The sequence below is a fragment of the Alteromonas macleodii ATCC 27126 genome, assembly GCF_000172635.2.
In the GTDB taxonomy this organism is placed as follows: Bacteria; Pseudomonadota; Gammaproteobacteria; order Enterobacterales; family Alteromonadaceae; genus Alteromonas; species Alteromonas macleodii.
Genome location: NC_018632.1, coordinates 4,425,156 through 4,451,541, shown reverse-complemented (window position 1 = coordinate 4,451,541; position 26,386 = coordinate 4,425,156). Strand labels below are relative to the sequence as shown.

Below are 26,386 nucleotides of genomic sequence, written 5' to 3'. Positions count from 1 at the left end.
CTCTAACTATTATTGAGGGGCAAAAGGCAGCGGAATAGGCGTACCGTTTACACTGGCTTCGCCATCTTTAAGTGTTAGCTTTGTCTCGTAACCTTTCTCGGTTTCTTTTATTAAGCCTTGTTGAGCGAAGGTACTTAGCATCATAGGTGTCTGTTGTTCTACAGCTGCTTGAAGCTCTTCAGCCGTCATATTTTGTGCTTGTGGCGTCGCCATTAGTTGGCCCATCATATAGCCAGATGCCATACTCTGTGCAAGCGCTTTATCGGCGGTGATTTGTGCATCAGCCAGCAAATGCGTGACCCAATAAGCGGCGTCTTCCAACGTACCGGGAAGTGCATCTATACCCACTAATTTCGTGTTTGCGTAAGCGTTAAACGACCCTTCAGGCAACGTTGCTTTCAGCTTCGTTATATTAATCTCAGGCTCAGCTTTAAGCTGTGTTAGCAAGTTAGCTTCAATAAACTCCATCATTTTGGCTGGCACTTCTTCAGAAGGCACTAATAATGAATTGTTGCTAAATTCTTGATAGGCCTTAATGAAGTCGATATCTAAGTTATTGATGGCAACGCCTAATACCATGTCTGTAGCATCAAGCTCAGGGCCCACGGCTTTGTCGACAGCGTATTCTACGTAGACATTGGCGGTGTTTTTTTCTTCGTCAATCTTGACGTCGGTAGCAAAAGCTAGGTTCTCAATCTTAACTGTCGCACCTGGCTCAATGTTAGAAATTTCTATGCTTTCAATACGCGCCTTACCAGTAGATTCAAATAAGTCACCTTTGAACGCCGCTACCATATCGCCATCATAGCTCATATCCATAGACAGATTTTTCATCTCTAAGGAAAATTCATCTGCACTTATGCTTAGCGATTCACCCGACGACGTATACAAAGTTTGGTCACCATCAGGCTCAGCTTCACCCGCATAACCAGAGAAAAGCAGTGTGAACCCCTCTTCTTCGGCCGTCGCGCTAAGCGCTGGAATAACGTCTGCGTAGCTTAGTCCACCAAACAAACCAACCACGCCTTCGTTGCGATAAATTGGCTGTTGGCCATCCCACTGAACGTATTCTCTTAACTCATCTCCATCAATAGAGACCGTATAGTGAACGCGGCCTAATCCTAAGCCATCGCCAAAGTACACCGGTCCGTGATGAGCTACTAGCGTAGCGGTAATGCTAGGGTTTTCTTCCATTGGTATATCAGTGGAGTCAACATTCTGTGCATTAATTAGCGCTTGAAAATCGACAGCAAGCTTGATTTCTGCTGTTGTCGAAAACCAGCCTTTGTCATACGAAAGTACCTCGGCAGAATAAACGGCTTGTTGGTTAATTTCGTTTACGGCGGCATTAACATTTTCGTGAACGCTAGTGCCAATAAAATAAGGGGCAACGCCAAGTGCAACCAAAGTTACGCCCGCGCCAGCTAGAAGAGGTTTGTTCATGATTACAATCCTTTGTTAAAAAGTGTTCCCAGTTCCTCTGGCCACAAACGTGAAGTACGTTGGTGGCCTAGAAATTCTACGCATAGGTTGTGCTATGCATCACAGCTTAATCGCAATATAGCCGCTACTATCCGGCGCACCAAACAAGCGTGCGGCCTGATGGACTTCTTGCGGTAAGCTGTCGTCAGGCTTAAATTTACCACTTACTCGAATATTTTTCATCGTAGTAGGGATAACCGCATCCATCGACAAGCTTAGTAAGTTAGGCTCGCTTACTAGTATTCCAATGTCATCGCCTTCACAACGCAGCTTTGCGGAATAAGTGCCAAAATCAATAGGACCCTGTGTACCGGCAACTGTCGCGTTGAGCCAATCTCCGGTGCCGTTTAGCGATTGACACGCAGGCCCAAACGTTAAGTCACTGAGCGACACTTTGAAGCGCCCGCCGGCATTTACTGGCAGCGGAAGGCGAACTTGTGCAAGTACTCGGTCTACCGGTAAATACAGCGTGAAGTTTTCGGTATTTACACTGTTTTGGCTGAAAAGCCCCGTGGTAATAGGCCCTTCAAATGCAATGTCGTTTTTATCGCGAATATTACCTGCTTTAAGGTCTAATTTAATTTTACCTATCAACATATGTAAGGGACTAAGCTCCCATTTTACATTGTTGATGGGCAGGCCATTAACCACTACAGTTTGCGCCTTGCCAGAAAACAAGGTGCCGCTAACACCACTAACGGCAACATTGCTAGGTAACGCAATACGGCCAATAACGTGAACAGCAGGCATGTAAGCAATGGCAAACAATAAGAAGGCAATAATGCCGCCTATAATCCAACTAACTTTCGACTTCATGCTTTACCTAATTGTAATCGGCGAATTTTGATATAGCCTGGCGCATCAGCCTCGGCAATATCCGCTTGAAGAATAATCACGCCCATATTTTCCATGGCTTTGAGCCATTCTAAAACACTGTTAAACGGCGCCTGATCAACCCACACCTGAAGCTCGTCGCCTTGTGGCTGCATACGAGATATAGCAATGTCGTGCTGAGCAGTAGTGCGGTTTACCGCTTGCGGTAACGAGCCAGAGAATGTTCGTTTACCCCCGCTGCTGCGGCGCAATTGCTGTGCTCTTGCTGCACTGTCTTTTACCCAAACCAACAAGGATTGCTGATTGTCGAGAAGCTGTTTCTGTTTATCTAAAGCAGCATTAAGCGGCGACCATACCGCAAAATAAAATAGCGCAATTATTAATAGCACAGCTGAAACCAGTACTAACTTTTGTTCGCGCTCGGTCAGCGCTTTGTACTTTTCTAAGAATGCATTCATGAGGTACTCCTTACTGATACTGTACCTACAACGCCGTTGTCACGATTATTTATGGCCCCTTGTTCAACCACAAAGCCTGCGTTTTCTGCTGTACGTTTAAACTGCTCTAGCGCTTCAAAGTTTTTACCTTGCGCCTGAATGCGAATCTCAGTGCGGGTGGCATCGAAGCGCAGTGTTTGCGGTTTTACATCAGTGGCTGAAAAAGCTGGAGCGAGCTGGTCTAGCATTATTAGCATAGATGCACTGCCACCGCCTTGTTCTAACTTGGCAAGCTCGCTTTGTAGCTTCAATCGCACGTTGCGATAGGTACCAATATTGGGGAAACCCGCTTTAACAGCGGTATTAATCTCACTGCTTAACGCCTGATTTTGGGCTTTAAGCTGGTAAAGAGAAAATCCTTTGTCGATAAGGCTGGTGCATAGCGCTAACACTGCTAATACTGCAGCAACACGCCACTGATTCAGAACACCGCTGCGCTTGCGCTTTACCTTGTAATCGCCTTGGCATAGGTTAAAGCTGCTTTGCATCGCCTCTTTTGCCAATACTTGCATAGGCAGCTCTAAGGGGGCCTGTGCTTCTTCAATATTTGGCAAACTGCTTAAATCGATACCCGCATAATTGGTAATGGTTATCGGGCTTTCTTGTTGTGCTGTAAAATGGACAAGAGTTGGCAGTAACCATGTTGCCTCGCCCTGCACGCCTTTGAATGTGTCTTGTCGAACGAGAAGCTGTTCACCTAATGTAAGCACTGACCAACCGTTTTCGGTGACTGGTACTGCGAGTACATCAGGAATAATGGTGTCGCAGAATAACCCTGCCTCGCTAAGCCAAGACTGCCACAGCTCCATCTTTTCATGGCTAACTACTGCAACGGCCTGCTCATCGCCTCGCTTAGGGCCGATCGCAAAAAACTGCTGGCTAATGTCAGTGGCAAGCTCGTCTTCTAGCATAAACGGGATGGCAGAAATGATCTTGCGGCCAGCTTTAGGCGGCAGCTCAACCCATTTGAGTAAAATTTCACTGCTAGGTGCTAAGGCAATAACACTTCGTTGTCCCGCACGTTCGGTCAGCGAAGATAAGGCTTCTGCATTAGGCAGCTCGCCCGATGCAATAATTTCATCTTCGGTTCGCGAATAAACGAGCCAGCTAATTGGGTCTGTATGGTTGGCGCCTAAACGCACCAAGAGTTGTTCCATCAATAGGTTCCCCCAAACTCGCGATTCACAATACTAACGCCGGTATCGGCATTAACGTGAAACACGGTGGAAAGCTTAAAGGTTGCTTTGTTGTATTGTGTTTTTGTATGCAACATAAAATATTCAGTTTTAACCGAAAACCAATCTTGTCGAGTGCTTGTTAAATTAAGCGCTTGAATAGAGGGCTCGCTTAAAAATGCATTGGTATCGTCCCAGCCGTTTTGCGGGCGACTGCTAATCAAACTTGCGGCCTGCTGAATGTCTAATCCCGTTAGGCCTGCAAGTAATGGTGCATCTTCTTCTTCTAAAGTGTTGACGTTAATTTTCAACTCATTGTAATCCGGGATCACGCAAACTAATGGCAGTAATGCGTCTAGCCACTGTGGTGATACACCGTTAATAATACGCAATTCGCTTTTTGATGCCAGTGGTCCATTAGCCGCAAGGTAAGGAAACTCTCTGGACTCGTATTCGCTGTCTTCCGCACCGTAAGGGCGCATTCTGTCATCTTCGTCTACCCAGTCGGCTAGACTGTCCCGTAAGGTATCTGCGGTGTAGTTGTCTAACCCGTCAACGCTAAGCGATAGCAACATAGTGTGAAAAGCGTCCATGGCTTCTGTGGTATTACTCGCCCCACTGCTGCCGGTACCGCTGTTATTGCCAGTGCCCCCTGCACTGCCCGACGTAATCGCGTTTAAATTAAAACACGCTTGCAAATCGTCTAAGTTAGCGGTTAAACCACCGTTTTCTAAAGGATAGCTGAATTCTTGTGCCCAAGGCTGATCTATAGAAATCACATTCGGGCTTTCTTCTATCAAAGACTGGATAGACTTACGCGCAAAAGCCTCGGCTCCCATGGCGTACCAGTAGGCTTGATTGTTGTCTTTTAAGTTCATCGTACGCTGCACCTGAAGCTGCAAGCGTGTACCCATTTCTGTGGCTAATACCGCAACCAAGGCTACTATCATGAGCACAATCATTAATGCCACGCCTTGCTGCTTAGCGGGTGGAGCAATCGACTTGCGCTGAGTACTCTTGATTGTCATGACGATTCACCCGTAGTTAAGGTAAATTCTCTGCGTATTTTTCCGAAGTCTTTGCTGACAAACTCGATGGCCACGGCGCGCGGCAGTGCAGCTCCTTTATAACTTTCGCTCCACGACAGGTCTTCGTCTTCATCTAAGGAACTACTGTTAGCGGTGGCAAGAAATTCAATTTTTAAGCTTTCTACATCCTCTAACAGCACACGGACTTTGGGCTCGTAGCCTATGACGTTATCCACATAGTTGCTGTAAAGGCGCTCCAGTTTGTTTTCTCTAAGTCTATAGGCGACAAACTGTAGGGTACTTCGTGGCAACATTAACTGAGGGTTGTGCCACCCTCCGCGTACAAAACCAATGCCGTCATCGTCACTGTCGTCGGTTTCACCGCCAGACATGACCACGTCTTGCTTTTCGCCGTTAACCCTTGCTGCACGAGGCACGGCTTGCTGAAGGTCTCGCTCAATCGTGATCATGGCACGCTGCAATAATTGAAGTTTTGCAAAACGCTCTTCTGAAATATCATTGCTGTCGATAACTGTGGTAAGTAGACCTGTGGATGCAAGCCCAATTAGGGTGAATATGGCCATAGCAATCAGTATTTCGATAAGCGTGAATCCGCGCTGCATGCTAATTTCCCGCCGTCGGTTTAGCAACGAAAGTGGTTACTGATGTAACTGAACTGCCGTAGCTTTCGTCTTCACCCACCGAAACGGTTACCGATCGCAAGTCGTTGTCGTTGGTTTTTGTCACCGTTTGCTGCCAGTACCACGTGCGATCGGCCATCTCCATCGTGCCTTTTAAATTGTTCTTGGGCGGCCACGTGGTATCTAATTGAAGCTGGTTTAAGCGATTGCTTGCCACCCAGTTGGCAAAGGTGACAGATTCTATTTGCCCAACGCTTGATAAATGCTCGCCTGCAGCTTTAAGTACTGCTGTACCGGTTAGCGCAAAAATAAGTAAGGCGACCATAACCTCCAGTAGCGTCAAGCCACTTTGCTGGCGTGGCGTGACAGGTGCAACGTTCTTTGTCGATGCATCAACGTTGAACGCACTCATAGTGGTCTCTCCAGAGGCCCTTCAAGCACTAAAGGCGGAAGATCTTGGTTTTGCAGGCTGTAATAGACGGGGTTGTCGCCGTCATCACCTTCGTAATTAAACGACAAGGTAAAAGGCGTAATTTCGCCACTCGACATTATAAGCACTTGAGGCGGAGGCAGCTTTTTCTCTTCTTCGTTACCTATTTCAACCCCTTCATCAGAAACACTTAAATTCTCGTCGAACAGCTCCCTGTCAAAGAGCCTGTCTTCAACATCCCATGGTAAGTCGTCTAAATTTAAAGTGAAGGTGAAAGGCTCAGGTAACGTATAAGGTTCGTAGGTTTTTTCGCCTTCGATACGCTGCCACTCATCATCGTCGTCTAAGTAGGCAAAGTAGTATTCATTTTTATCGGCTTCAAACCGCACACCAAGCTGTTGTTGATTTAACACCGCAAAATCGCTGGCCATATCAACAATCACCTGCAGGCGTTGCGCTTGGGTTTTTAGCAGGTCAGATTTACTCGCACCGAATGCGTTAAACATAACGTAACCCGCCGCCAATCCCATAAGCAGCAGTACCAGCATGACTTCTAATAGGGTAAAGCCTGCTTTTTTCAAAGATGTACTGCCGCGGTTGCGCATAAAGGTTAGTTCAGGTATTCGTTAATGTTCCAGTTACCAATGTCATCATCAGTACCCGGTTCGCCGTCTGGACCATTAGAGAAAATATCAACTACGCCTAGTTCTCCTGGGCTAATTAGTGCATATGGATTGCCCCACGGATCTTCAGGCAGGCGTTTAATGAAACCACCTTCAGGGTAATTACGTGGAATTGGGTCGATAGTTGGTGCGGTAACTAGCGCTTCTAGTCCCTGTTCTGTGGTCGGGAAGCGGTTGTTGCGCAGCTTATACATCTCAAGCGCGCTTTCCATTTGCTGGATGTCTACCGCCGCCTTTTTAAGCTGCGCTTCTTCTTGGTTACCCAAGATTTGCGGTGCCACCATAGACGCCATAATACCGATGATTAGAAGTACGACCATGACTTCAATCAAACTGAAACCAGAACTGCGATTAAGTGTTTTCATTAAATATTCACCATGTTGTTCAATGCTAAAATTGGTTGCAATATTGCCATAACGATAAACAGAACAATGCCTGCCATCGATACAATAAGTAAGGGTTCAAATACCTTAAGTGAGACACCAATAAGCGCTTCAAATTCCCTATCTTGATTATCTGCGGCGCGAGCTAGCATTTGCTGTAGCTCACCCGATTTTTCACCAGACGCAATCATATGCATCATCATTGGTGGAAACATTTTTGTGTTATCTAGTGCTGCCCGCAGGCTGCTGCCTTCTTTAACGTTAATGGCTGCATCTGCCACTTGGTTTTTAATATGCTGATTTTCTAGCACATCACCTGAAATACGCATAGCTTCTAGTAGTGGAACCGCACTGGCACTTAAAATACTTAAGGTACGTGCAAAACGCGCGGTATTGAGCCCGCGAGACACCCGGCCAATTAACGGCAAGGTTAACAGCGCTCTGTGGTAGCGTAGCTTCATGTGCTTTTGCTGCAGCACGCGCTGAATAATGACAACAAGCACGGCAATACCAATAAGCATAAATAAGCCGTAATTTTGCAGCCAGGTACTTATAGAAATAAGAAACTGTGTTATTCCCGGCAGGTCTTGACCCATGTGGTCGAACTGCCCAACAATTTTAGGTACAACCACTGTTAACAATAGCAACACGATACCCATTGCAAAGAACAGCATTAGCGATGGGTAAATCATCGCTTGTGTAATTTGGCTGCGGGTTTGTTGTCTGCGCTCTGTGTAGTCGGCTAGGCGGTTAAGCACGGTATCAAGGTGACCTGATTTTTCACCAGCTGCAACCATCGCGCGGTATAGCTCGTCAAACACACTAGGAAATTGGCCCAATGCATCAGCAAGTCCGTGACCTTCTACGACTTTACTGCGTACTGCCATCATCATGTTTTTCTGACGAGGCTTTTCACACTGTTCAGCGACGGCAAGCAGTGCTTCTTCAACGGGAAGGGCCGATTCTACAAGGGTGGCGAGCTGACGCGTGAGTAGCGCTAAGTCTGATGCTGAAATACGGGGTTTAAATAAAGAAAACGACAGGCCTTTGCCTTCGCTTTGTGCGCGCTCTGCGACCTGCTCTACTTCTAAGGGAATTAAACCTTTTTCGCGCAGCTGTTGGCGAACCTGGCGTGCATTATCACCTTCAAGTACGCCATTTGTATTTTTACCGCGGGCATTAACCGCCTTAAAAGCGAATGCCGCCATTTAGTCTTCCCTCGTAACTCGAAGCACTTCTTCAAGTGAGGTAGCGCCCGCCAGCACTTTACTACAGCCGTCTTCACGAATGCTTGGTGTCGTCTTTCTGATGTAGCGTTCAATGGCTTGCTCACCTACACCTTCGTGCATCATCTCGCGCACTTTTTCATCTACCAACAATAGCTCGTGAATACCGGTACGACCGCGATACCCGGTTTGGTTACACGCGGCACAGCCATGGGGCTTGTAGATGGTGGTCTCGCTTGTGGCATTCTGCCCTAGTATTTCCAGCTCAGAGGCGTCAGGTGAATGTGGCTTTTTGCAATCTGGGCACAGGGTACGAACGAGTCGCTGTGACAAGACGGCCAATAAGCTCGAAGACAACAGAAATGGCTCAATACCCATGTCTTCTAAACGGGTGATCGCGCCTGCTGCCGTATTGGTATGCAGAGTAGAGAGTACTAAGTGACCGGTTAAACTGGCTTGAACAGCAATTTGCGCCGTTTCGATATCACGAATCTCACCCACCATCACTACATCGGGGTCTTGACGCAAAATAGCGCGAAGGCCTCTGGCAAAAGTCATATCTACACGGGGATTAACCTGTGTTTGTCCGATGCCCGGAAGATCGAACTCAATAGGATCTTCAACGGTTAAAATGTTTCTGTCTCGCGAGTTTATTTCGGTTAACCCTGCGTACAAGGTAGTACTTTTACCCGAGCCCGTTGGACCGGTAACCAAAATAATGCCGTGAGGCTTGCGAATAAGAGATGAAAAGTGGTTACGGTTTTGCAGCGTCATGCCTAAATCTTCTAGATTTAAGCGCGCATTGTTCTTATCCAATAGACGCAGTACCACGCGCTCGCCGTGACTTGAAGGCATAGTAGAAACACGCACATCCACCGCTCGCCCTGCAATACGCAACGTTATACGACCGTCCTGAGGCACACGTTTTTCGGCAATGTCTAACTTCGCCATAACTTTTATACGTGACACCAACATGGAAGACAGCTTGCGATTCGGGCGCAAAATTTCGCGTAATACGCCGTCTACCCTGAAACGAACCACAAGCTGGTTTTCAAAGGTTTCAATGTGAATATCTGATGCACCTTCTTTGATCGCCTCGCCCAACATGGCGTTGATAAGCTTGATGATAGGCGCATCGTCTTCACTGTCTAACAGGTCTTCAGTGTCAGGCAAGTCTTCAGCAAGAGCGAACAAATCACTTTCGTTACCGAGGTCTTCCATAAGTTGTTTAGCCGCAGAACTATCGCGCTGAAAGGCGCTGGTAAGCAGGCTTTCAAACTCATTGGCAGGAATAGTTTTAGGAACGAAAGGTTCGCCGTAGAAGCGTCGCACTTCGGCAAATACATCAAACGGCGTATTCTCTGTGAAATACAAAACCGCAGGTGTTTCATTAGTTTCCAGCAACACCTGATTACGCTTTGCAAAGCTAAAAGAAAGCTGTCTTGGACCGGCCTCTTCTTCAGGCAAACCGGCGTCTTCACTCATGGCTTCTAAGGCTTCTTCTTGTGCCTCTAATGCCTGAGTAATCTGTTCGTCCTGCCCTGCCATGTTAGTCGTTACCTTCTTCTTGTTTCTGCTTCTCTTTCTCCGAGAGGTATTCTTCAAATGAAGGAGGTAAAGCGAGTGCATCATCCCATTGAGGAATGCTTGGCGTCTCTTCATAAGGCATTAGCGAAACACCTTCTTGCTGGCGTTTAAGCTGAAGTGCGCGAATGTAGTTGTATTTGCGATGGCTGATTGCGTTCATTGTTGCGCCGTCGCGGACGATAGTCGGCTTTAAGAATACCATCAAGTTGCGCTTACGCTTGCTGGTTGATGTCGATTTGAATAAGTGACCGAGTATTGGAATGTCACCCAACAAGGGTACTTTTGATTCACTTTCTTGCACGTCTTCGTCAATCAAACCGCCAAGAACAATAGTGCCGCCATCATCTACAATCACCGTGGTTTTAATTTCACGCTTGTTAATTGAAATATCTACCGATGTAGCGCCACTTACGCTAGACACTTCTTGTTCGATAAGCAGCTGTACCGCGTCGCCTTCGTTGATTTGTGGTGTAACTTTAAGTTTGATACCCACTTCTTGGCGGTCAACGGTTTGGAAAGGGTTAGAGTTGTTCGCCCCTGTAGTTGTGCCTGTGATAATAGGCACTTCCTGACCTACAATGAAAAACGCTTCTTCGTTATCCATAGTAGTTAGGTGAGGTGTGGCAAGAATATTTGAATTGGTGTCGGTACTTACTGCTTGTACTACCGCGCCCCAGCCATTTTCGATAACGCCGGCAATAAGGCCGTTAGCGCCGCCTAAAAGGCTCGCTAGTGCGGTGTAATCGCCTTCATCGGTGGTGTTAACTGTGACCACTTCGCCATCATCTGTTACATAGGCTTCGGTATCGGTATCGTCTTCTGCTTGCTTAAGGGCTACCGCCAATGATCCAACCGGTACAACACCGTTGCTGAACTGTGTACCGCCGCCGGCTTCAGAAGCCCACTGCACACCCAATGTAGTGCCGTCGCCTTCAAAGACTTCAACGATAATGGCTTCAACTTGTACCTGCGCGCGGCGAATATCAAGTTGGCGTACAACCTCTTCTAATGAGCGCATCATGTCCGGCTCTGCGGTAATAACAATGGCGTTAGAATCTTCATGTGCATCAATGCTGATTTCACGGTTTGAACCCGCTCGGCGCGATGTAGTGCCACCGCCTTGTTCTTCTGCTTGAATGCTAGCAGATACGCCCTGCAATACTTTTACTAAATCTTCCGCTTTAGCGTAGTTAAGAAACAGCACGCGGGTGTTGCCGTTTGATTCAAGCTCTTGATCCATGCGCTGAATAAGGTTGATAAGACGCTGGCGTGCTTTAATATCGCCGCTCACAATAACCGAGTTAGTTCTGTCGTCTGCCACAACGCGAGGCTCAGACTTAGTTCCTGTATTAGCTTTTCCTTGCGACTTATTAATGCTGTCAATAATGCGCACCATTTCTGATGCTGACGCATAGCGAAGTTTAACGATTTCTACTTCTTCGTCACCGGCACGGTCCACGCGCTCGATAATTTCTACTAGTCGGTTAACTACCGCAGCACGGCCGGTTAGCATCATTACGTTCGATGGGTCGTGGCTAACTACGTTACCGCCGCCCGCCTGGTCATTTAGCTGACGTAAAATAGGTGCAAGTTCGCGCACCGGTACGTTATAAACAGGCACAACGCGAGTGATCATTTCATCGCCGTCGCGATTAGCGCCTTCAACAACAGGAATATTGGATGTTTTAGCGTCTTTCGAGCGAACCACTTTTAAAATACCGCTAGGCATTTCTACAACGGCAAAGTCATACACTTGAAGTACGTTTAGGAAAAACTGGTAGTACTGATCTTCATCGAGCATGTCATAGCTGCGTACGCTTATTTTTCCACGTACGTTAGGGTCGACAATAATGGTGCGCTCAAGATTTTTACCAACAATATTAATAAACTCGTTGATGTCAGTATCTTTGAAATTAGGCATGTACTCAGCGGCCGTCACCGAGAAACACAGAAGCGCTGTACACATGGCTGTGCTCAAGCGAGATAATAGTTTTTGGCTAGTGCGCCTTTTCATTCTAACTTCCTTCATTTCCTAACTTGTCGATGACCGAATTGCTTTATTTGTTATTTTGCTTACCTAGCGACAATATAGCGCTGCTACCGTCAGTGGTATTAAGACTCGGGTAAATCTAGGTATAGCGTAGTTAAACTGCCATCTCGAATAATCGTTAATTCTATAGTTTGTGCATTGCGTAGCTCAGACAGCGCCTCTTGCGATTGCTGCAAGTCGGTAAGGTCTAGCCCGTTAATCTGTGTAATGACATCACCAGCCTGAAGCCCTGCCGATTTAAATAATTCAGGCTCTTTGCCTGGGCTCACTTGGTAGCCGATAAGCTGGCCTTCTTCAGTTTTTGGCGATATTGAAATAAAGTCTGTGAAGTTGGCTGGACGCTCTCGCAGAGCTGCAGTTGCCTCTAATGCTTCGTCGCTAAGCTCAACGGTGTCTTCTTCTAATTCTTCTGGCTCAGGTCGGTTTCTTGCCTGCATTTCACGGCGACGATTAGCTTCGTCGTAGTCAATTCCGTCAAGCATCAGGGTTTCGTTTCTCACCCCGTTCTTAATAATAACGCGATCGTTGTACACTTTTTGCAACGTGGCATTGGTGCCTTCAATCTTCTCACCTAGGCCATAAACCGCTTGGCTGCCGCGATTTTCAATAATAGCGGTACCCGCCTCCTGCTCTGAACTGGCCACAACGCCCGTCAGGGTTAGGTTTAAGCGCGTTTCTGGTGCGTCGGTAACCTCGGCGACCGGTTCAGCAGGTTTTGCCGCAGCATTACCAAATAAATTCAGCTGTTGTATTTTGGCGATGTTGACCCCATTTTGGCCTGACGACGAAGAAATAACCGGAGCACGGCTTACTGTGGGTGTCGCAGATAGTTGAGGTTCGGGTATAATTCGCCACACGAGTTTGGCAGCAAATGCAATTAAATACAGGCTGAGCAGAACCACTACGATGGTATGTAGCTGTTTTTGATGCTGGTTCAGATAAACAACCAGAGATTGTGGGTTGGGTTTATTGAATGTCATGCTGCCACTGATGGTACTGCTTTATTATAATATAGTGAATTTTTGGTTAACCGCGCTTTAGCAAACCCATAATAGCCTAGTAAAGGTGAGGGTCACAACACTAAAGCCACACCATTACGAAAATATTACATGAGCCAATCGGATAGCAACAATACAACACAAAATGTCAGGCTGGACAAGTGGCTATGGGCTGCAAGGTTCTTTAAGACCCGCGCAATAGCAAGAGACATGGTGCAGTCGGGAAAAGTCCAGTACAACGGGCAAAGAGCCAAACCTGGTAAGCATGTAGAGCTTGGCGCCATGATTAAAGTTCCCTCAGGATGGGATAATCGTGAAATTAAGGTGCTAGGCTTAAGTGACAAGCGTTTGAGCGCGCCTTTGGCGCAGGCGCTTTTTGAAGAGACGATTGAAAGTGTAACAAAACGTGAAGAAAACCAAACGGCGCGCAAAATGAACGCCTTTCACAGCCCTAAACCAGATCATAGACCTGACAAAAAGCAGCGACGACAGATTATTAAATTTAAGCAGCAATAATGAGCTGCTCAACAGGATTAGTTATGAGCGATTTCGATAAATTACACCGCTTCTTATTTACCCAAGCTAACGTTCGTGGCGAATTGGTTCGCCTTGATGAGAGCTTAAATCAAATTGTGCACAGCTATGAATACCCTGTGCAAATTCAAACATTGCTAAGTGAAATGGCGGCAGCGACGTCATTGTTAACGGCAACGCTTAAGTTTAAAGGTGAAATTTCTCTTCAAATTCAAAGCAAAGGCCCAGTAAGTTACGCGGTGTTAAACGCCACTCACGAACAAACGCTTCGCGGTGTGGCGCGCTGGGATGAGACATTAGAAACATTGCCAGAAACGTTTTCAGAGTTATTGTCTCAAGCGGTATTGGTCATTACTATCACACCTGATGAAGGCGAGCGTTATCAAGGCGTTGTTGCATTAGATAAGCCTTCTCTAGCTGAATGTATTGAAGGCTACTTTGCTCAGTCAGAGCAGCTAGCGACCAGCGTGCACCTAATGACTGACATGAGCGACCCTAAAAACGCGAAAGCGTCGGGAGTGTTACTTCAGGTCTTACCGACTGATGCTAGCGCTACTGATGTGTCGCAAGCCAATGAGTTTGCTCATATCTCTAAACTTACTCAAACGTTGACCAAAGAAGAGATGTTTACGTTGTCGGTTGAAGACATTTTATATCGTCTTTACCACCAAGAAGACGTGGAAGTGTATCCAGCGAAGGACGTAACCTTTGCCTGCTCATGTTCAAAGGAGCGCAGCGCTGAAGCACTTCGTCACGTTGAGAAGTCTGAGCTTCACGCAATTATTGCTGAAGAAGGTGCAATCAAAATGAACTGCCAGTACTGTCATACCGAATATCGCTTCGATAGTATCGACGTAGAGGCTATTCACAGCGGCAACTTCGACGCACCGTCTTCAAATCAGTAACTACTTGTTTACTGCTGTGTTAAAGCACCTTCTTTCGAAGGTGCTTTTTTGTTTCTGAATCTCTCACCGTCTAGATAGGTTCATTTTCCCAACACTTCACTTGTGGTTAAAAAATGCCCAGTAGTAAGTGTTTAACTTTCCTACATCATCCTATTTTCCTTTTCTTCCTGTCGTGGTGAAAATTTTCACCTTCACTTTCTAAAAAAAATTGTCATTTTTTATTTTGAAATTCATCGATCAATATAGGTTTTCTACGCCTTATTTTTGCATTTATATCCAAGGAAAAGGCTTTCCTTGTAATTAATTTACAATATTTATGAAATTAACATATGAGAAATAGTGAGTATGTGTTTTATAAATGCGCGCTAGGCCTTGTTTACATTACACTCGAAGAGGTGATACTTTTTTGAAAGTGCTTTTGAAAAATTACATATAGGGTAACAGCCATGACCGCAGCAGCCTCAATTCAAACGGAACTGAAAGTAACGCCACTCACCGATCTGCCAAATGCAGAACTTATCGAGCGCGCCGTAAAGCGCGGCGAAGGTGTCCTTGACAAAAACGGGGCGCTTGTCGTTGAGACCGGAAAACGAACCGGTCGCTCTCCAAATGATAGATTTATCGTTAAAGAGTCAACAACCGAAAATGACATCGATTGGGGCAAGGTGAATAAGCCTTTTGACGCTGACAAATTTGATGCGCTGTGGGACCGCGTTGAAGCCTACCTGTCTACCCAAGAACACTTTCTTTCACATCTTCAAGTGGGCTCAGATCCTGAACATGCTTTGTCGCTTGAAGTAAGAACGCAAACCGCGTGGCAGCACGTTTTTGCCCGTAACCTGTTTATTATTCCTGAACAATGGAATGTTAAAGGCGATCAGCCCTGGCAAATCTTAAACGTACCTGGTTTCACTTGTGAGCCAGAGCGTGACGGCACTAACAGCGACGGCACAGTTATCATCAACTTCGCTAAAAAGCGTGTGTTGATTGCAGGCATGCGTTACGCAGGTGAAATGAAAAAAGCCATGTTCTCCGTGCAAAACTTCCTGCTTCCGGCAAAAGACGTGCTACCTATGCACTGTTCTGCCAACGTGGGTGAAGAAGGCGATGTGACTCTGTTTTTCGGTCTATCAGGCACAGGTAAAACTACGCTTTCAGCCGATCCTAAGCGCTTCTTGATTGGTGACGACGAGCACGGCTGGGCACCAGGTAGCGTATTTAATATTGAAGGCGGTTGCTACGCTAAATGTATCGACCTATCTCAAAAGAACGAGCCAGTAATTTGGAATGCTATCAAGTTTGGTACCATCCTAGAAAACGTAGTGCTTGATGAAACACGCACGCCAGACTATACCGACACGTCGTTAACCCAAAACTCACGTGCGGCCTATCCGCTTTCACACATTGAAAAGCGCGTTGCTGAAAACCGAGGCGGCGAACCTCGCTCGGTTGTATTTTTGACCTGTGACGTAAGTGGCGTATTGCCTCCTGTTTCAGTGTTAAGTGAAGAAGCTGCGGCGTATCACTTCCTAAGCGGTTACACAGCGAAAGTAGGCTCTACTGAAATTGGCTCTACAAGCGATATTGAATCAACCTTCTCAACTTGTTTTGGTGCGCCTTTCTTCCCACGTCCAGCAGGCGTATATGCAGAGCTTCTGATTAAGCGTGTTAAAGCGTTTGGCGCTAAGGTTTACTTGGTTAATACCGGTTGGACAGGCGGCCCTTACGGCACAGGTAGCCGTTTTGATATCCCTACCACGCGCGCCATCATCGATGCGATTGTATCGGGTAACTTAGCTGATGTTGAAACCCAGCACATTGACGCATTAAACCTAGATGTGCCAGTGGCAATAGACGGTGTAGACAGCAATTTGCTTGTGCCACAAAACACGTGGGCAGACAAAGAGAAGTACAACGAATACGCCGCTAACTTAGTTAACGACTTTAAACAGAACTTCGAAAAATACGACGTTAGCGACGCTATCGTTAAAGCCGGGCCGGGTAACTAACACTCGGTTCGCCCCTTCCCAACGTTCATCACACTCAACGTGATTGATGTTTTGCCCGCACCGTGTTGCGGGCTTTTTTTGTGTTGTTGTTAACAAATTTAACATTATGAATACGTATGTTTATTTAAGTTGAGCAAGGCACTAGCTATCATTCACCGTACACAAGAAGGCTTTAATTAAGCGCGCTTCGTTAATTAAGTGCGGTTCGCTAATTAGGTGCGCTTCGCTTTGAAGCATAAAGAAGGTTTTGAGCATGATAGACAGGAAACAGCGTATAGCACTTGCATGTGCTGGTTTGGCATTTTTCTCGGTAAATACGGTAGCCGAAGTTCAAACAGCGACACTCGAAAAAGCAACGCTAAATATTGATACGGATACCAATGACTTCACGATAAGCGCGTTGCACGATAGTGGCTTTCAAGTAACGTATCTTACTGATGATAATGGCACGCCTTACGCAAATCTACCGTCTATGGCGCTTCCCGAGCCCGCGTTGACTGATGTTACAGACAAAAAAGCTAATGATGTAGAGCTAGTTGAAACTGCGACAACCCTAATCTTAAAACTCAATAATATTGCAGCGCATGTTGATAAGGCGACGCACGCTATCAGTTATTCTGTTAACGGCAAAATTGTCGCGAAAGAGCAAGGCGGACTAAGTATTTCCAGTAAAGGCGTCAGCCTGTCGTTTGCGTTAGATAAAAACGAAAAACTCTATGGTGGCGGCCAGCGCGTTTTAGGTATGGATCGTCGTGGTCATAGCATGCCGCTATATAACAAAGCACATTATGGGTACACCACGTCTTCAAATCAGATGTACTTTGGTTTGTCGGCTGTGATGTCGTCAAAAAACTACAGCGTATTGTTCGATAACACCGCTTCTGGCGAGCTAGATATTGGCAAAACGAACAGCGACGAGTTGTTATTTAAGGCACAAGGCGGCCGTGCTAGCTACATCATGGTGTTGGGTGAAAATTTAGAAGATACAGTAAGGTCTACCGTTGCAGTCACGGGAAAACAGCCGCTTCCACCGCGTTGGCTGCTGGGTAACTTTGCATCTCGATTTGGCTATAAATCTCAAAATGAGGTGATGGATGTTGTCGATGCCTTTAATACGCAAGATATTCCCGTTGATGCCGTAGTGCTCGATTTATATTGGTTTGGCAAAGACATTAAGGGGCACATGGGGAACTTAAGTTGGGACGCCGCCACTTTCCCTGAGCCCGAGAAAATGATTAGTGAGCTACGCGCTCAAGACGTGAAAACCGTGCTGATAACAGAGCCTTTTATTCTTACGACATCAAAACAATGGGAAAGCGCCGTTGCCAATAATGCCCTTGCTCAAAACGATAACGGTGCGCCGTATACCTTCGATTTTTATTTTGGCAATACCGGCCTTGTCGATGTGTTCAGTGAAGCGGGTCAAGATTGGTTTTGGCAATATTATGAAAAGCTTGCTGCACAGGGTGTTGCCGGCTGGTGGGGCGACCTGGGTGAGCCAGAAGTGCACCCTGACGATATTCAGCACATGTGGCAGTCTACAAAAGTAAGCGGCGCAGAAGTGCACAATGCCTACGGTCATCAGTGGGCGAAAACCGTGTATAACAATTTAACTGCGCTACAACCCGACACGCGCCCCTTTGTGCTGATGCGATCAGGCTTTTTGGGCAGTCAACGGTACGGCATGGTGCCGTGGACAGGCGATGTGAGTCGAAGCTGGGGCGGACTTAAACCTCAGGTAGAGTTGGCACTTCAAATGAGTGTTTTTGGAATGGCGTATACCCATTCCGACTTAGGTGGGTTTGCTGGAGGCGAAACCTTTGATCCCGAGCTTTATACAAGATGGCTTCAGTTCGGTACCTTTTCACCGGTATTTAGGCCTCATGCTCAAGACAATATTGCGCCGGAGCCAATTTTCCACGCCGACCCCGTAAAGTCTATTGCGCGCAAGTTTATCCAACTTCGCTATGACATGCTGCCTTATAACTATTCATTGGCCTTTGAAAATGCGCTTTACGGTACGCCATTAATGCGTCCGTTAGCTATGGCGTACGGTGAAAGCGATTGGTTTGAAAATGCAGACAGTTATCTGTGGGGCGATGGTCTGTTAGTTTCGCCTGTGACGAGCGCTAACCAAACGGTGTGGCCGACCAAGTTACCCGAAGGCGTATGGTTTGATTTTTTCTCTGATACGAAATACCAAGGTGGTCAAACCGTTAACTACCCGCTAAGCCAAGATAATTACCCAGTGTGGGTAAAAGCGGGAAGCTTTATGCCAATGACTAAAGGGCTTAGCCGCACAGAGCAGTTTGATGCCCGTAAAATAGAAATGCATTACTGGCATGACAATTCAGTGAATTCATCTTCATATACTTATTACGAGGATGACGGCAAAAATCCAGCGTCTGTCAAAAAAGGCTTGTACACCAAACTACTGCTCAGTGCGTCATTAGACGAAAAGGCCGCATTAACCCTGACGCTTGATAGCGAAGGCAGCTATATAGGTATGCCTAAGCAGCGAGACATCACTTACGTCGTGCACGGTTTAAGCGAAAAACCACAGAGTGTTTCACTTGATGGCAGGAGCGTGCCTGTAATGTGGGATGAAAAAGGGAAAACGCTTTCACTTGCAATTTCTTGCGATTATCAGCAATCTGTAAAGGTAGTGATTATGTGATAATTAAGGGCTGCTGTTCTTTCTTGCACAGTAAAGGTCAGCGCCCTCAAAAGGTTCACTTTGTGGTCAAGGGCATAACTACGCTGTGCCCTCACGCCTAAATCGGATGTCTTTCTACTGATATCAGCCATGGAGCCTAAATGAGCCGACTTCCTGCCACCATCGTTATTTTCGCTGGTTTTTTTCTAATTGGTAAATTGTTTCTCTTGTGGGGAATATTACTGCCAGATATTGCAGCCGATTTGCAAATGTCTGAAGTAGTCAGTGGCGCACTTTTTTCGCTCTTCTCTGTAGGCATGATGTTAGGCGCTGTGATTGGTGGCAAGTATGCCAGTCGCTTTGAGTATATGCCGCTATTAGCCACGTTATTCAGTATGAATACGGCGCTGTTGCTGCTTGTGTCAGTACTTACCGCTTGGCAGTGGTTTTTGGTGTTAGCGGTATTAATCGGTGTGGTGAGCTCAACAATATTTACTATTGGCCACACGCTTATTGCACGAATGTACGCAGAAAAGCGCTTTACTATGATGGGCTTAATGGATTTTATGTTCAGTTTAGGAACTTTTGCGGCGTCGTTCTTTGTAACGCTGTTATACCTTGTTGAGCACAACTGGCGTTTACCTATTCAGGTGTTGGCAGGCGTTATGATTGTGCTTTCGTGCTACGCATTTATTGCGGCGCGTTCTCAGGCAAAAGTGCTTAAAGGTCAGCCTAAAGCGGCTAAAAAGACCTTGGCATTTGGGGTCATTATTAAGCAGCCTGTTTTCATATTTCTAACTTTGCTTACCTTTGGCTATGGTGCTGTAGAATTTGGTAACGCGAACTGGTTTGTGAGCTATGCGCAAAACGGCTTAGGCTTTACCGGCGAACAGTCGAGAAACTTACTGGCATTTTTTACCGCTGGCATGGTGATCAGTCGTCTTACCTTCCCGTTTTTACTGCGATTTGTATCGGTACACCGAATGATTGTGCTCATGGCAACAGCATCGCTAGCGGGTGTATTCGCACTGAAGTTAATGCCTTCATTTTACGGGATTGGCGCAGGTAATTTACTGCTCGGCTTAGGGCTAGGTGGGCTCTTCCCACTAGCACTTTCTGCTGCAATGAATATCGACAGTGACAACGGCCCCGTACTTTCTGGTATTTCAATTATCGGTAACTCTACAGGCGTTCAAGTGGCATCGTTTTCTACTGGACTATGGGCGAACTTTGCTCCACTTACTACAGCGTTTTGGGTGATCCCACTTGGCGGCTGCGTGCTGTGGTTGGCATCTTATGGATACAGCCGAAAAATTAAGTACCACAGAAGCTAATACCAATCCGTGTAGTGTTTTTGGGCTTAATGGGTTTGATAGGGTAAATAAAACTCTGCGACCAAGCCCTGCTGAGGATGATTTCGCAACGTCACCTCACCATCGTGAGCTTCTACAATTCGCCTTATTATGGCAAGGCCAAGGCCTGAACCTGACGAATTGCGGGCTTTGTCGCCTTGTGCAAACGGCATGAATACACCGTCAAGCTCCGCTTCCGGTATTCCCGGGCCAAAGTCGCGTACTTTGCAATACACGCGCTTTTCGTGGCGATTGTAAAAGCTGCTAATTGCAATATCGTCCGAGCCGTACTTGAAAGCATTTTCGATGAGGTTGTCGATCACGCGTTTCATTGCAATTCGCCGAAGTGACAGCGGAGGAATGGCGTTGAGTTTGAGTTCGATGTGGTGCTTGTCGTCTAAATGTCTGGCTTGTACCAGCTCTGCAATAATCGCGTTTAAATCAGTTTCTTGAGTGACTTCTTCGGTGTCGTAGCGTGCATAGTCAATGAACTGATCGATGATGGCGTTCATGTCTTCTATGTCATTTACAATGCCGTCTTTTATCCAATCTTGGTCTTCCGGCAGCATTTCTGAGGCTAGGCGAATACGGGTAAGCGGCGTGCGCAAGTCGTGAGAAATGCCCGCTGTCATAATATTTCGGTCATTCTCAAGCTGCTTAATACCCTGATTCATGCGGTTAAACGCCCGAGTAACCTGAATCATTTCGGTGCTGCCTTGTTCGCGAAGCGGCGCCGGGTGCTCGCCTTTACCCACCGCTATTGCTGCTTTTTGCAGGGCTGACAATGGACGCGTCATGCGTCTTACAAACAACCAGCCCCCGGCCACACTCAATATGCCAATTACCATTAAATACATAGTCAGAGGGGATATATTCGCTTCGTTAAGTCCTGAAATAGGAATAGAGATCCACGTATCTGGGTAGCGGTTCAGGGATATCCAAACAATGTATGGCGCATTTTCGTCACTGGCCTGCGTGGTGGTGCTAATGCGCACATCTGCAAGCTGCCGGAGCTGCTCGCTAACCTGAGAAGAAATATAGCTATAGTATACGGCGCTCTCTAATCCATTCTGTTTGGCAACGCTTTCGTCAAAGACCTGTACCTGGGTTTTTTGAAAATAGCGGTCGCGGGTTTCTTGGTTAGTCACCAACAAGTCGTTGGCGAGCACAGATTTTACTTGGGTGGCCAATAAGCTGTTAATTTGTTGGTAGCTGGGCTGAATAAAGTAATAGGTAACAGAGATGTAGGACACAATCTGATTAATAAGCAACAGCACGCCAATAAGCATGACGGTTTGGCCAAATGCACTTTTGGGAATTAAACGCATAACATGCCGTCGCTTTGAATCATAAGCCAGAGTTTGGAATGGCAGTAGGTAAACGCATAATTAGGGGTCATGAGTAAACATACTTCACTTGCGCACAGGCCAAGACGGTAGAGCCCGCCGTATCAGTCATAGGTGCTAAACTTGTTCGCCATCAGGCACGAATACGTAGCCCAATCCCCATACAGTTTGTATATAACGAGGGTTGGCAGGGTCTTCTTCAAGCATTCTTCGTAAGCGTGAAACCTGAACGTCAATACTGCGCTCTAATGCGCTGTAGTCGCGACCACGCGCTAGGTTCATCAGTTTGTCTCGCGACAATGGCTCGCGGGGGTGAGTAACCAAAGATTTTAATACCGCAAACTCGCCGCTTGTCAGTGTTAAAGGCGTATCGCCAGCTGTCATCTCACGGGTGGCGAGGTTCAGCTTGTAATTGCCAAATTCCACAATTTGCACATCTTTAGACGGCGCGCCCGGCGCTTCGCTGCTGCGTCTGCGCAATACCGCTTTAGCACGCGCTAGTAGCTCGCGGGGGTTAAATGGCTTAGGCAAATAATCGTCTGCACCCATTTCAAGGCCGATAATGCGGTCAACTTCATCGCCTTTTGCAGTAAGCATAATAATGGGCATGTCGTTTTCTTGCTGGCGCAATCGGCGGCAAATAGACAAGCCGTCTTCGCCAGGTAGCATAAGGTCCAAAACCATTAAATGAAAATTCTCGCGCTCAAGCAGTCTGTCCATTTGTTCTGCGTTAGCCGCACTGCGAACTTGATAGCCCTGCTCAAGCAAATAGCGCTCTAATAGGCTGCGCAGACGCATGTCATCATCAACAACGAGAATTTTAGAGGTTTCCTGACCCATACTCATACCTTTCGTTTTACTTTTGTTTCACTATAACCACAAGATGTGAAATACAAAAGCGAGAAAAGCGTAAAAGGCAGGGGATGTTTGTTACAAATAGTGTCTAGGGCCTGTTGCTCTTTTATGTACAGCAAAATCCAGCAATGACCCAGTAAAGACCCAGCAAAGGCCCAGCAAGCTTTAGAGAAAAGGAGGCAGTTAAGCATTTCTCCTCCCTAAACTTATTGAGAACTGCCGTTGATTACAAGCTGTAAAAAACGTAGGCACTGCAACAACACATCAGCAGTTCAAGTTGTAATCCTTAAGAGGCGCTAATCAAAAGTGACGACGTTAAGGGCTTTTGTTTGCGCTGTTCCATTAAGCGTTTCTAAATATAACTGCGTTATAGCATCAGCTCCGCGGTGCGATTGCTCATAAAACTGATCGCTCACTTTCTCTTCGAAGCGTTTCCATGCACTGGCGTATTTTGCCAAAAAGGCCTCGTGCCCCCATTCATGTTGGCGCAGTTTCACGCGAGCTGGCGCGAAAAATATCTCTGCATTGAGCAATTTGGGGTTGGGCTTCTCTTGGGCTTTCCAATCTGTCGCACCAATGAGTGTAACGTCGCTCAGGCTGTCGCCAAGCTGCTTGGTAAGGTCATTAATCAACGTACCGTTGGCAGCGAAATCAAGCAGCCAGTAGCGCGCATCGCTGCTTTTACTGCTATTGCCTTCGCTACTTAGGGCTGAGAGTTCGTCATAGCTATACACTTCATCGTAGCAACCGGACGCTTTTACCATATCCACGTTTTGTTTCGAGGTTAGCCCAACCACCTTATAGCTTGCGTTTCGAGAGGCCTTCTGGTCTTTAAGTAGTTGCGCTGTACCCAATGCGGTTTTACTCGAAGCGCTCGACAACAGTAAGGTTTCATTGTTTGCTTTCTCTGCCACATAGTCATCGAGAACAAACGAAGTCATATAAAGGGGTCTAAAATTAAGCTGCCATGCTTCGCGGTTTTTGTCGTAGCCGGGGTCGGCGGCACAGCGAAGATATTGATCGTAAACAGGGCTAATGCTTTTCCGTTTTTCGTGGATGTCTGAAAAGCCGTGAGGGGCAACTTTTCCAGCTTTTATCACCCAATGGCTAGCCATAGGCAGGTAGCCGAACACCTTTTCACCTACTTTGATATCGCTATGACAAGACGCCTTAACGGTAGCAAAGCCCCAAACGGGCACAATACCGAAGCCATGTGCTTCATCAACGTCATTATCACTCTTTGCAGGGAAAAAGCCCCAATAGCCCATTTTAAAACCCAGTGCAGCATAGGTGATGTTGTTGGCAGAAAAGCCAAAGCTGTCTGTCTCAAGCAATACTTCGTCTTGCTGTAAGTCGCTGATGTTTATATCGCGGGAAACAACGTTAGTGTTGGCAAGGTTTTGCTGGTCTACCCAAATTTGTTGGCTTTTAATTGTGGTCATAATAGGAGCCTGCTGTGTCAAAAACTAGGTCGAGAAACTAAATCAAGAAACTAAATCAAGAAAGTTTCCGAATAGAACCTAGATTGACGCAGGGCATGAGCCATTACGACTTACTGTTTTAAATACATGCCTATAGAAGCGATGTATATTGGGCTTACTCGTCGCTGCTCAACCAATCCATCTGATGACCAGCTCTGCGCTTTTTATTTAAGATGTCTTCAAGGAGCGGAGTTAAAATGAGCTCCATGGCTAAGCCCATCTTTCCGCCGGGTACAACCAAGGTGTTGATGCGAGACATAAACGCGCCGTCGATCATTTGAAGGAGGTAGGGGTAGTCCACAGTCTTCATTTCCCGTCTAAAGCGCACAACCACAAAGCTTTCATCTTGGGTTGGAATTTCCCGTGCACTGAAGGGGTTGGAGGTATCAACGGTTGGTACGCGCTGGAAGTTAACGTGGGTGCGTGAAAATTGTGGCGTGATGTAATGGAAATAGTCGTCCAGTCCTCGCACTATGCTGCTCATTACCGCTTCACGAGAATGTCCTCGGTCAGTGGTGTCGCGTACAATTTTTTGAATCCACTCTAAGTTTACAATCGGCACCATGCCGACCAGTAAATCTACATGTTTTGCTACGTCATTTTCTTCCGTTTTTACACCGCCATGTAAACCTTCATAGAACAGCAAATCAGTGTTTTTGGGTAAATCTTGCCAAGGTGTAAAGGTGCCGGGCATTTGGTTAAAAGGCACGGCTTCATCGAACGTGTGAAGGTATTGTCTAAACTGTCCTGTACCCGAGCTGCCGTATTCCCTAAACAGGGATTCCAGTAGCTCAAAGTCGTTGGCTTTAGGGCCAAAGTAGCTGATATGCCTGCCTTGCTCTTGGGCTTTGCGAATTTCCACTTCCATTTCCGGGCGGGTAAAACGGTGAAAACTATCGCCTCCTACAACCGCAGCATTAACACTTAAGTTCCTGAAAATATGGCGTATAGCGTTGGTCGTGGTAGTAGTACCCGCGCCAGAAGAACCTGTTATAGCAATAATAGGGTGTTTGACAGACATAGGAATTCTTTTTGGAAATGACGGGTACTAGTTATAAGCTGATGTGAGCTAAGAATCAAGGGGAGGTATAAGCGCTTACCACTCGATTCTTGGGAGTTGCTTTCGCTCCAGCCTGCGTGTAATCAATCATCTAGCCGTTTGTGATGGTGCTGCAATAGGCGCACAATTAGCTTTGCCTCTTCTTCGTCTAAATCAAGAAGTGCGCGAACATGTTCTAGGTGGTGCACATCGTGCTCACTCAACTTTCCGTCGTCCAAAACGCTTCTTACTGTGTCTTTAAACCTATCGCGTTTAAGCTGCATCTGCGATGTGTAGCTAGAAGATAAAATACCCGCTGGTAAGGCGTAAAAACAGATCCCCATAATAGTTATGAGGCCGCCAAATATTTTACCCAGTGCAGTTATGGGAACGGCGTCACCATAGCCCACCGTGGTCAGCGTGACGAGTGCCCACCACAATGAAGCGGGAATACTGCTAAAAACATCGGGCTGAGCAGCATGTTCAATATAGTAAATACAGGTGGCGGCGATAATCGTGAACAACAAAAGTACGCTTAACGCCGCAATAAGGCTGTGAGACTCGTTGCGCAATACGGTAACGAGAGTTTGCATAGAGCGCGAATAGCGCCCAATTTTTAGAATTCGCATTACCCGAAATATTCGCAAAATACGTAAATCGAACGCCACGAAAACGCTTAAGTAAAAAGGCAGAATTGCCATTAGGTCGACGAGCGCCATGGGACTTTTCAAATAGGTCCAGCGCTTTTGCCATGTCGTTGTACGTTCGTGATTAGGGCGGTTTGGGGCCGATGCGCTGCCGTATAAACGAAAAAAGTACTCAACGGTAAATATCAGTACTGAAACCACTTCGATTATATGAAGTTCGTACTGACAAATGGCAGGGATACCCGGCACTGTTTCCAGCATCATAGCGACAACATTTACGATAATTAACGCGATAAGAAATACATCAAATATTTTGCTGAGCTTTTTGTACTCGTGAGCCTCGCTGGCAGGCGCAAGGATGTGATAGCACGCGTTTTGAAATGACATAGCCATGGTAGTGAGGGAACGAATGTCCTTTTTATACCAATTACCGTTGCAAATTGGTAATGCTTCTAAAAAAGAAGGAGGTGTTCGGCGCTATTTTCAAGCGCGGATGGGGTCAAAACATGGTAGTTTAAAATACAAATAAGCAAACAAAGAGCGTATCC

Annotated in this window: 23 protein-coding genes; 5 read left to right on the top strand and 18 right to left on the bottom strand. The window is 46.5% G+C overall.

The genetic code is table 11. The features are described from left to right. Positions 1 to 9 precede the first annotated feature (9 nt). The 13 genes from MASE_RS18965 to gspC all read right to left on the bottom strand — a co-directional run bounded on the left by MASE_RS18965 (position 10) and on the right by gspC (position 12,996). Entirely contained in the window at positions 10 to 1,443 is a 1,434-nt protein-coding gene (locus tag MASE_RS18965) for a YdgA family protein (RefSeq protein ID WP_014951317.1), read from the bottom strand. Positions 1,444 to 1,542: 99 nt separating this feature from the next. After that, positions 1,543 to 2,298 (bottom strand): type II secretion system protein N, encoded by a 756-nt coding sequence (locus MASE_RS18960; RefSeq protein ID WP_014951316.1) that lies wholly within the window; start codon positions 2,296 to 2,298, stop codon positions 1,543 to 1,545. Continuing rightward, the gene (gene gspM, locus MASE_RS18955) at positions 2,295 to 2,774 is read right to left on the bottom strand and encodes a type II secretion system protein GspM (RefSeq protein ID WP_014951315.1); all 480 of its coding nucleotides are present in this window, start codon (positions 2,772 to 2,774) and stop codon (positions 2,295 to 2,297) included. Before gspM ends, MASE_RS18960 begins: the two co-directional genes overlap by 4 nt. After that, positions 2,771 to 3,970: a type II secretion system protein GspL gene (gene gspL / locus MASE_RS18950; RefSeq protein WP_014951314.1), complete on the bottom strand. Its 1,200-nt coding sequence runs from the start codon at positions 3,968 to 3,970 to the stop codon at positions 2,771 to 2,773. The genes gspM and gspL overlap by 4 nt, the downstream gene beginning before the upstream one ends. Next, positions 3,970 to 5,016 (bottom strand): type II secretion system minor pseudopilin GspK, encoded by a 1,047-nt coding sequence (gene gspK, locus MASE_RS18945; RefSeq protein ID WP_014951313.1) that lies wholly within the window; start codon positions 5,014 to 5,016, stop codon positions 3,970 to 3,972. Before gspK ends, gspL begins: the two co-directional genes overlap by 1 nt. Next, positions 5,013 to 5,639, bottom strand: coding sequence for a type II secretion system minor pseudopilin GspJ (gspJ, locus tag MASE_RS18940; protein ID WP_014951312.1), 627 nt, complete (start codon positions 5,637 to 5,639; stop codon positions 5,013 to 5,015). Before gspJ ends, gspK begins: the two co-directional genes overlap by 4 nt. 1 nt (position 5,640) lies before the next feature. Next, on the bottom strand, positions 5,641 to 6,069 hold the full coding sequence (gspI, locus tag MASE_RS18935) for a type II secretion system minor pseudopilin GspI (RefSeq protein WP_014951311.1): 429 nt from the start codon (positions 6,067 to 6,069) through the stop codon (positions 5,641 to 5,643). Next, positions 6,066 to 6,692, bottom strand: coding sequence for a type II secretion system minor pseudopilin GspH (gspH, locus tag MASE_RS18930; protein WP_014951310.1), 627 nt, complete (start codon positions 6,690 to 6,692; stop codon positions 6,066 to 6,068). The genes gspI and gspH overlap by 4 nt, the downstream gene beginning before the upstream one ends. A gap of 5 nt (positions 6,693 to 6,697) precedes the next feature. Then, positions 6,698 to 7,135: a type II secretion system major pseudopilin GspG gene (gene gspG, locus MASE_RS18925; protein WP_014951309.1), complete on the bottom strand. Its 438-nt coding sequence runs from the start codon at positions 7,133 to 7,135 to the stop codon at positions 6,698 to 6,700. Next, positions 7,135 to 8,361: a type II secretion system inner membrane protein GspF gene (gspF, locus tag MASE_RS18920; protein WP_014951308.1), complete on the bottom strand. Its 1,227-nt coding sequence runs from the start codon at positions 8,359 to 8,361 to the stop codon at positions 7,135 to 7,137. Before gspF ends, gspG begins: the two co-directional genes overlap by 1 nt. Continuing rightward, positions 8,362 to 9,927 carry a type II secretion system ATPase GspE gene (gene gspE, locus MASE_RS18915; RefSeq protein WP_041693624.1) on the bottom strand — a complete coding sequence of 522 codons (1,566 nt, stop codon included), beginning with the start codon at positions 9,925 to 9,927 and terminating at the stop codon, positions 8,362 to 8,364. 1 nt (position 9,928) lies between these two features. Further along, complete coding sequence (gene gspD / locus MASE_RS18910) at positions 9,929 to 11,980, bottom strand: type II secretion system secretin GspD (protein WP_014951306.1); 2,052 nt, start codon at positions 11,978 to 11,980, stop codon at positions 9,929 to 9,931. 98 nt (positions 11,981 to 12,078) lie between these two features. Beyond that, positions 12,079 to 12,996: a type II secretion system protein GspC gene (gene gspC / locus MASE_RS18905; RefSeq protein WP_014951305.1), complete on the bottom strand. Its 918-nt coding sequence runs from the start codon at positions 12,994 to 12,996 to the stop codon at positions 12,079 to 12,081. Positions 12,997 to 13,125: 129 nt separating this feature from the next. Between gspC and hslR the strand changes: the two genes are divergently transcribed. The 5 genes from hslR (at position 13,126) to MASE_RS18880 (ending at position 20,452) form a co-directional block, all read left to right on the top strand. Next, positions 13,126 to 13,530, top strand: a complete 405-nt coding sequence (gene hslR, locus MASE_RS18900) for a ribosome-associated heat shock protein Hsp15 (RefSeq protein ID WP_014977772.1) — start codon at positions 13,126 to 13,128, stop codon at positions 13,528 to 13,530. Between the two features lie 23 nt (positions 13,531 to 13,553). Continuing rightward, positions 13,554 to 14,453, top strand: coding sequence for an Hsp33 family molecular chaperone HslO (hslO, locus tag MASE_RS18895; RefSeq protein WP_014951303.1), 900 nt, complete (start codon positions 13,554 to 13,556; stop codon positions 14,451 to 14,453). A gap of 446 nt (positions 14,454 to 14,899) precedes the next feature. After that, the gene (locus tag MASE_RS18890) at positions 14,900 to 16,462 is read left to right on the top strand and encodes a phosphoenolpyruvate carboxykinase (RefSeq protein ID WP_014951302.1); all 1,563 of its coding nucleotides are present in this window, start codon (positions 14,900 to 14,902) and stop codon (positions 16,460 to 16,462) included. Between the two features lie 253 nt (positions 16,463 to 16,715). Then, a complete protein-coding gene (locus MASE_RS18885) occupies positions 16,716 to 19,139 on the top strand; it encodes a TIM-barrel domain-containing protein (protein ID WP_014951301.1) in 2,424 nt (807 codons plus the stop codon). A 140-nt stretch (positions 19,140 to 19,279) separates the two neighbouring features. Next, positions 19,280 to 20,452, top strand: a complete 1,173-nt coding sequence (locus MASE_RS18880) for an MFS transporter (RefSeq protein ID WP_014951300.1) — start codon at positions 19,280 to 19,282, stop codon at positions 20,450 to 20,452. A gap of 26 nt (positions 20,453 to 20,478) precedes the next feature. Here MASE_RS18880 and envZ read toward each other — a convergent pair whose 3' ends face one another. From envZ to MASE_RS18855, 5 genes are all read right to left on the bottom strand, one after another. After that, positions 20,479 to 21,798 (bottom strand): two-component system sensor histidine kinase EnvZ, encoded by a 1,320-nt coding sequence (envZ, locus tag MASE_RS18875; protein ID WP_014951299.1) that lies wholly within the window; start codon positions 21,796 to 21,798, stop codon positions 20,479 to 20,481. 135 nt (positions 21,799 to 21,933) lie between these two features. Further along, the gene (ompR, locus tag MASE_RS18870; RefSeq protein WP_014951298.1) at positions 21,934 to 22,656 is read right to left on the bottom strand and encodes an osmolarity response regulator transcription factor OmpR; all 723 of its coding nucleotides are present in this window, start codon (positions 22,654 to 22,656) and stop codon (positions 21,934 to 21,936) included. 311 nt (positions 22,657 to 22,967) lie between these two features. After that, the gene (locus MASE_RS18865) at positions 22,968 to 24,113 is read right to left on the bottom strand and encodes a DUF2855 family protein (protein WP_014951297.1); all 1,146 of its coding nucleotides are present in this window, start codon (positions 24,111 to 24,113) and stop codon (positions 22,968 to 22,970) included. A gap of 154 nt (positions 24,114 to 24,267) precedes the next feature. Further along, positions 24,268 to 25,173, bottom strand: coding sequence for a phosphoribulokinase (locus tag MASE_RS18860; protein ID WP_014951296.1), 906 nt, complete (start codon positions 25,171 to 25,173; stop codon positions 24,268 to 24,270). 122 nt (positions 25,174 to 25,295) lie between these two features. Then, the gene (locus MASE_RS18855) at positions 25,296 to 26,231 is read right to left on the bottom strand and encodes an ion transporter (RefSeq protein WP_014951295.1); all 936 of its coding nucleotides are present in this window, start codon (positions 26,229 to 26,231) and stop codon (positions 25,296 to 25,298) included. Positions 26,232 to 26,386: the final 155 nt, after the last annotated feature.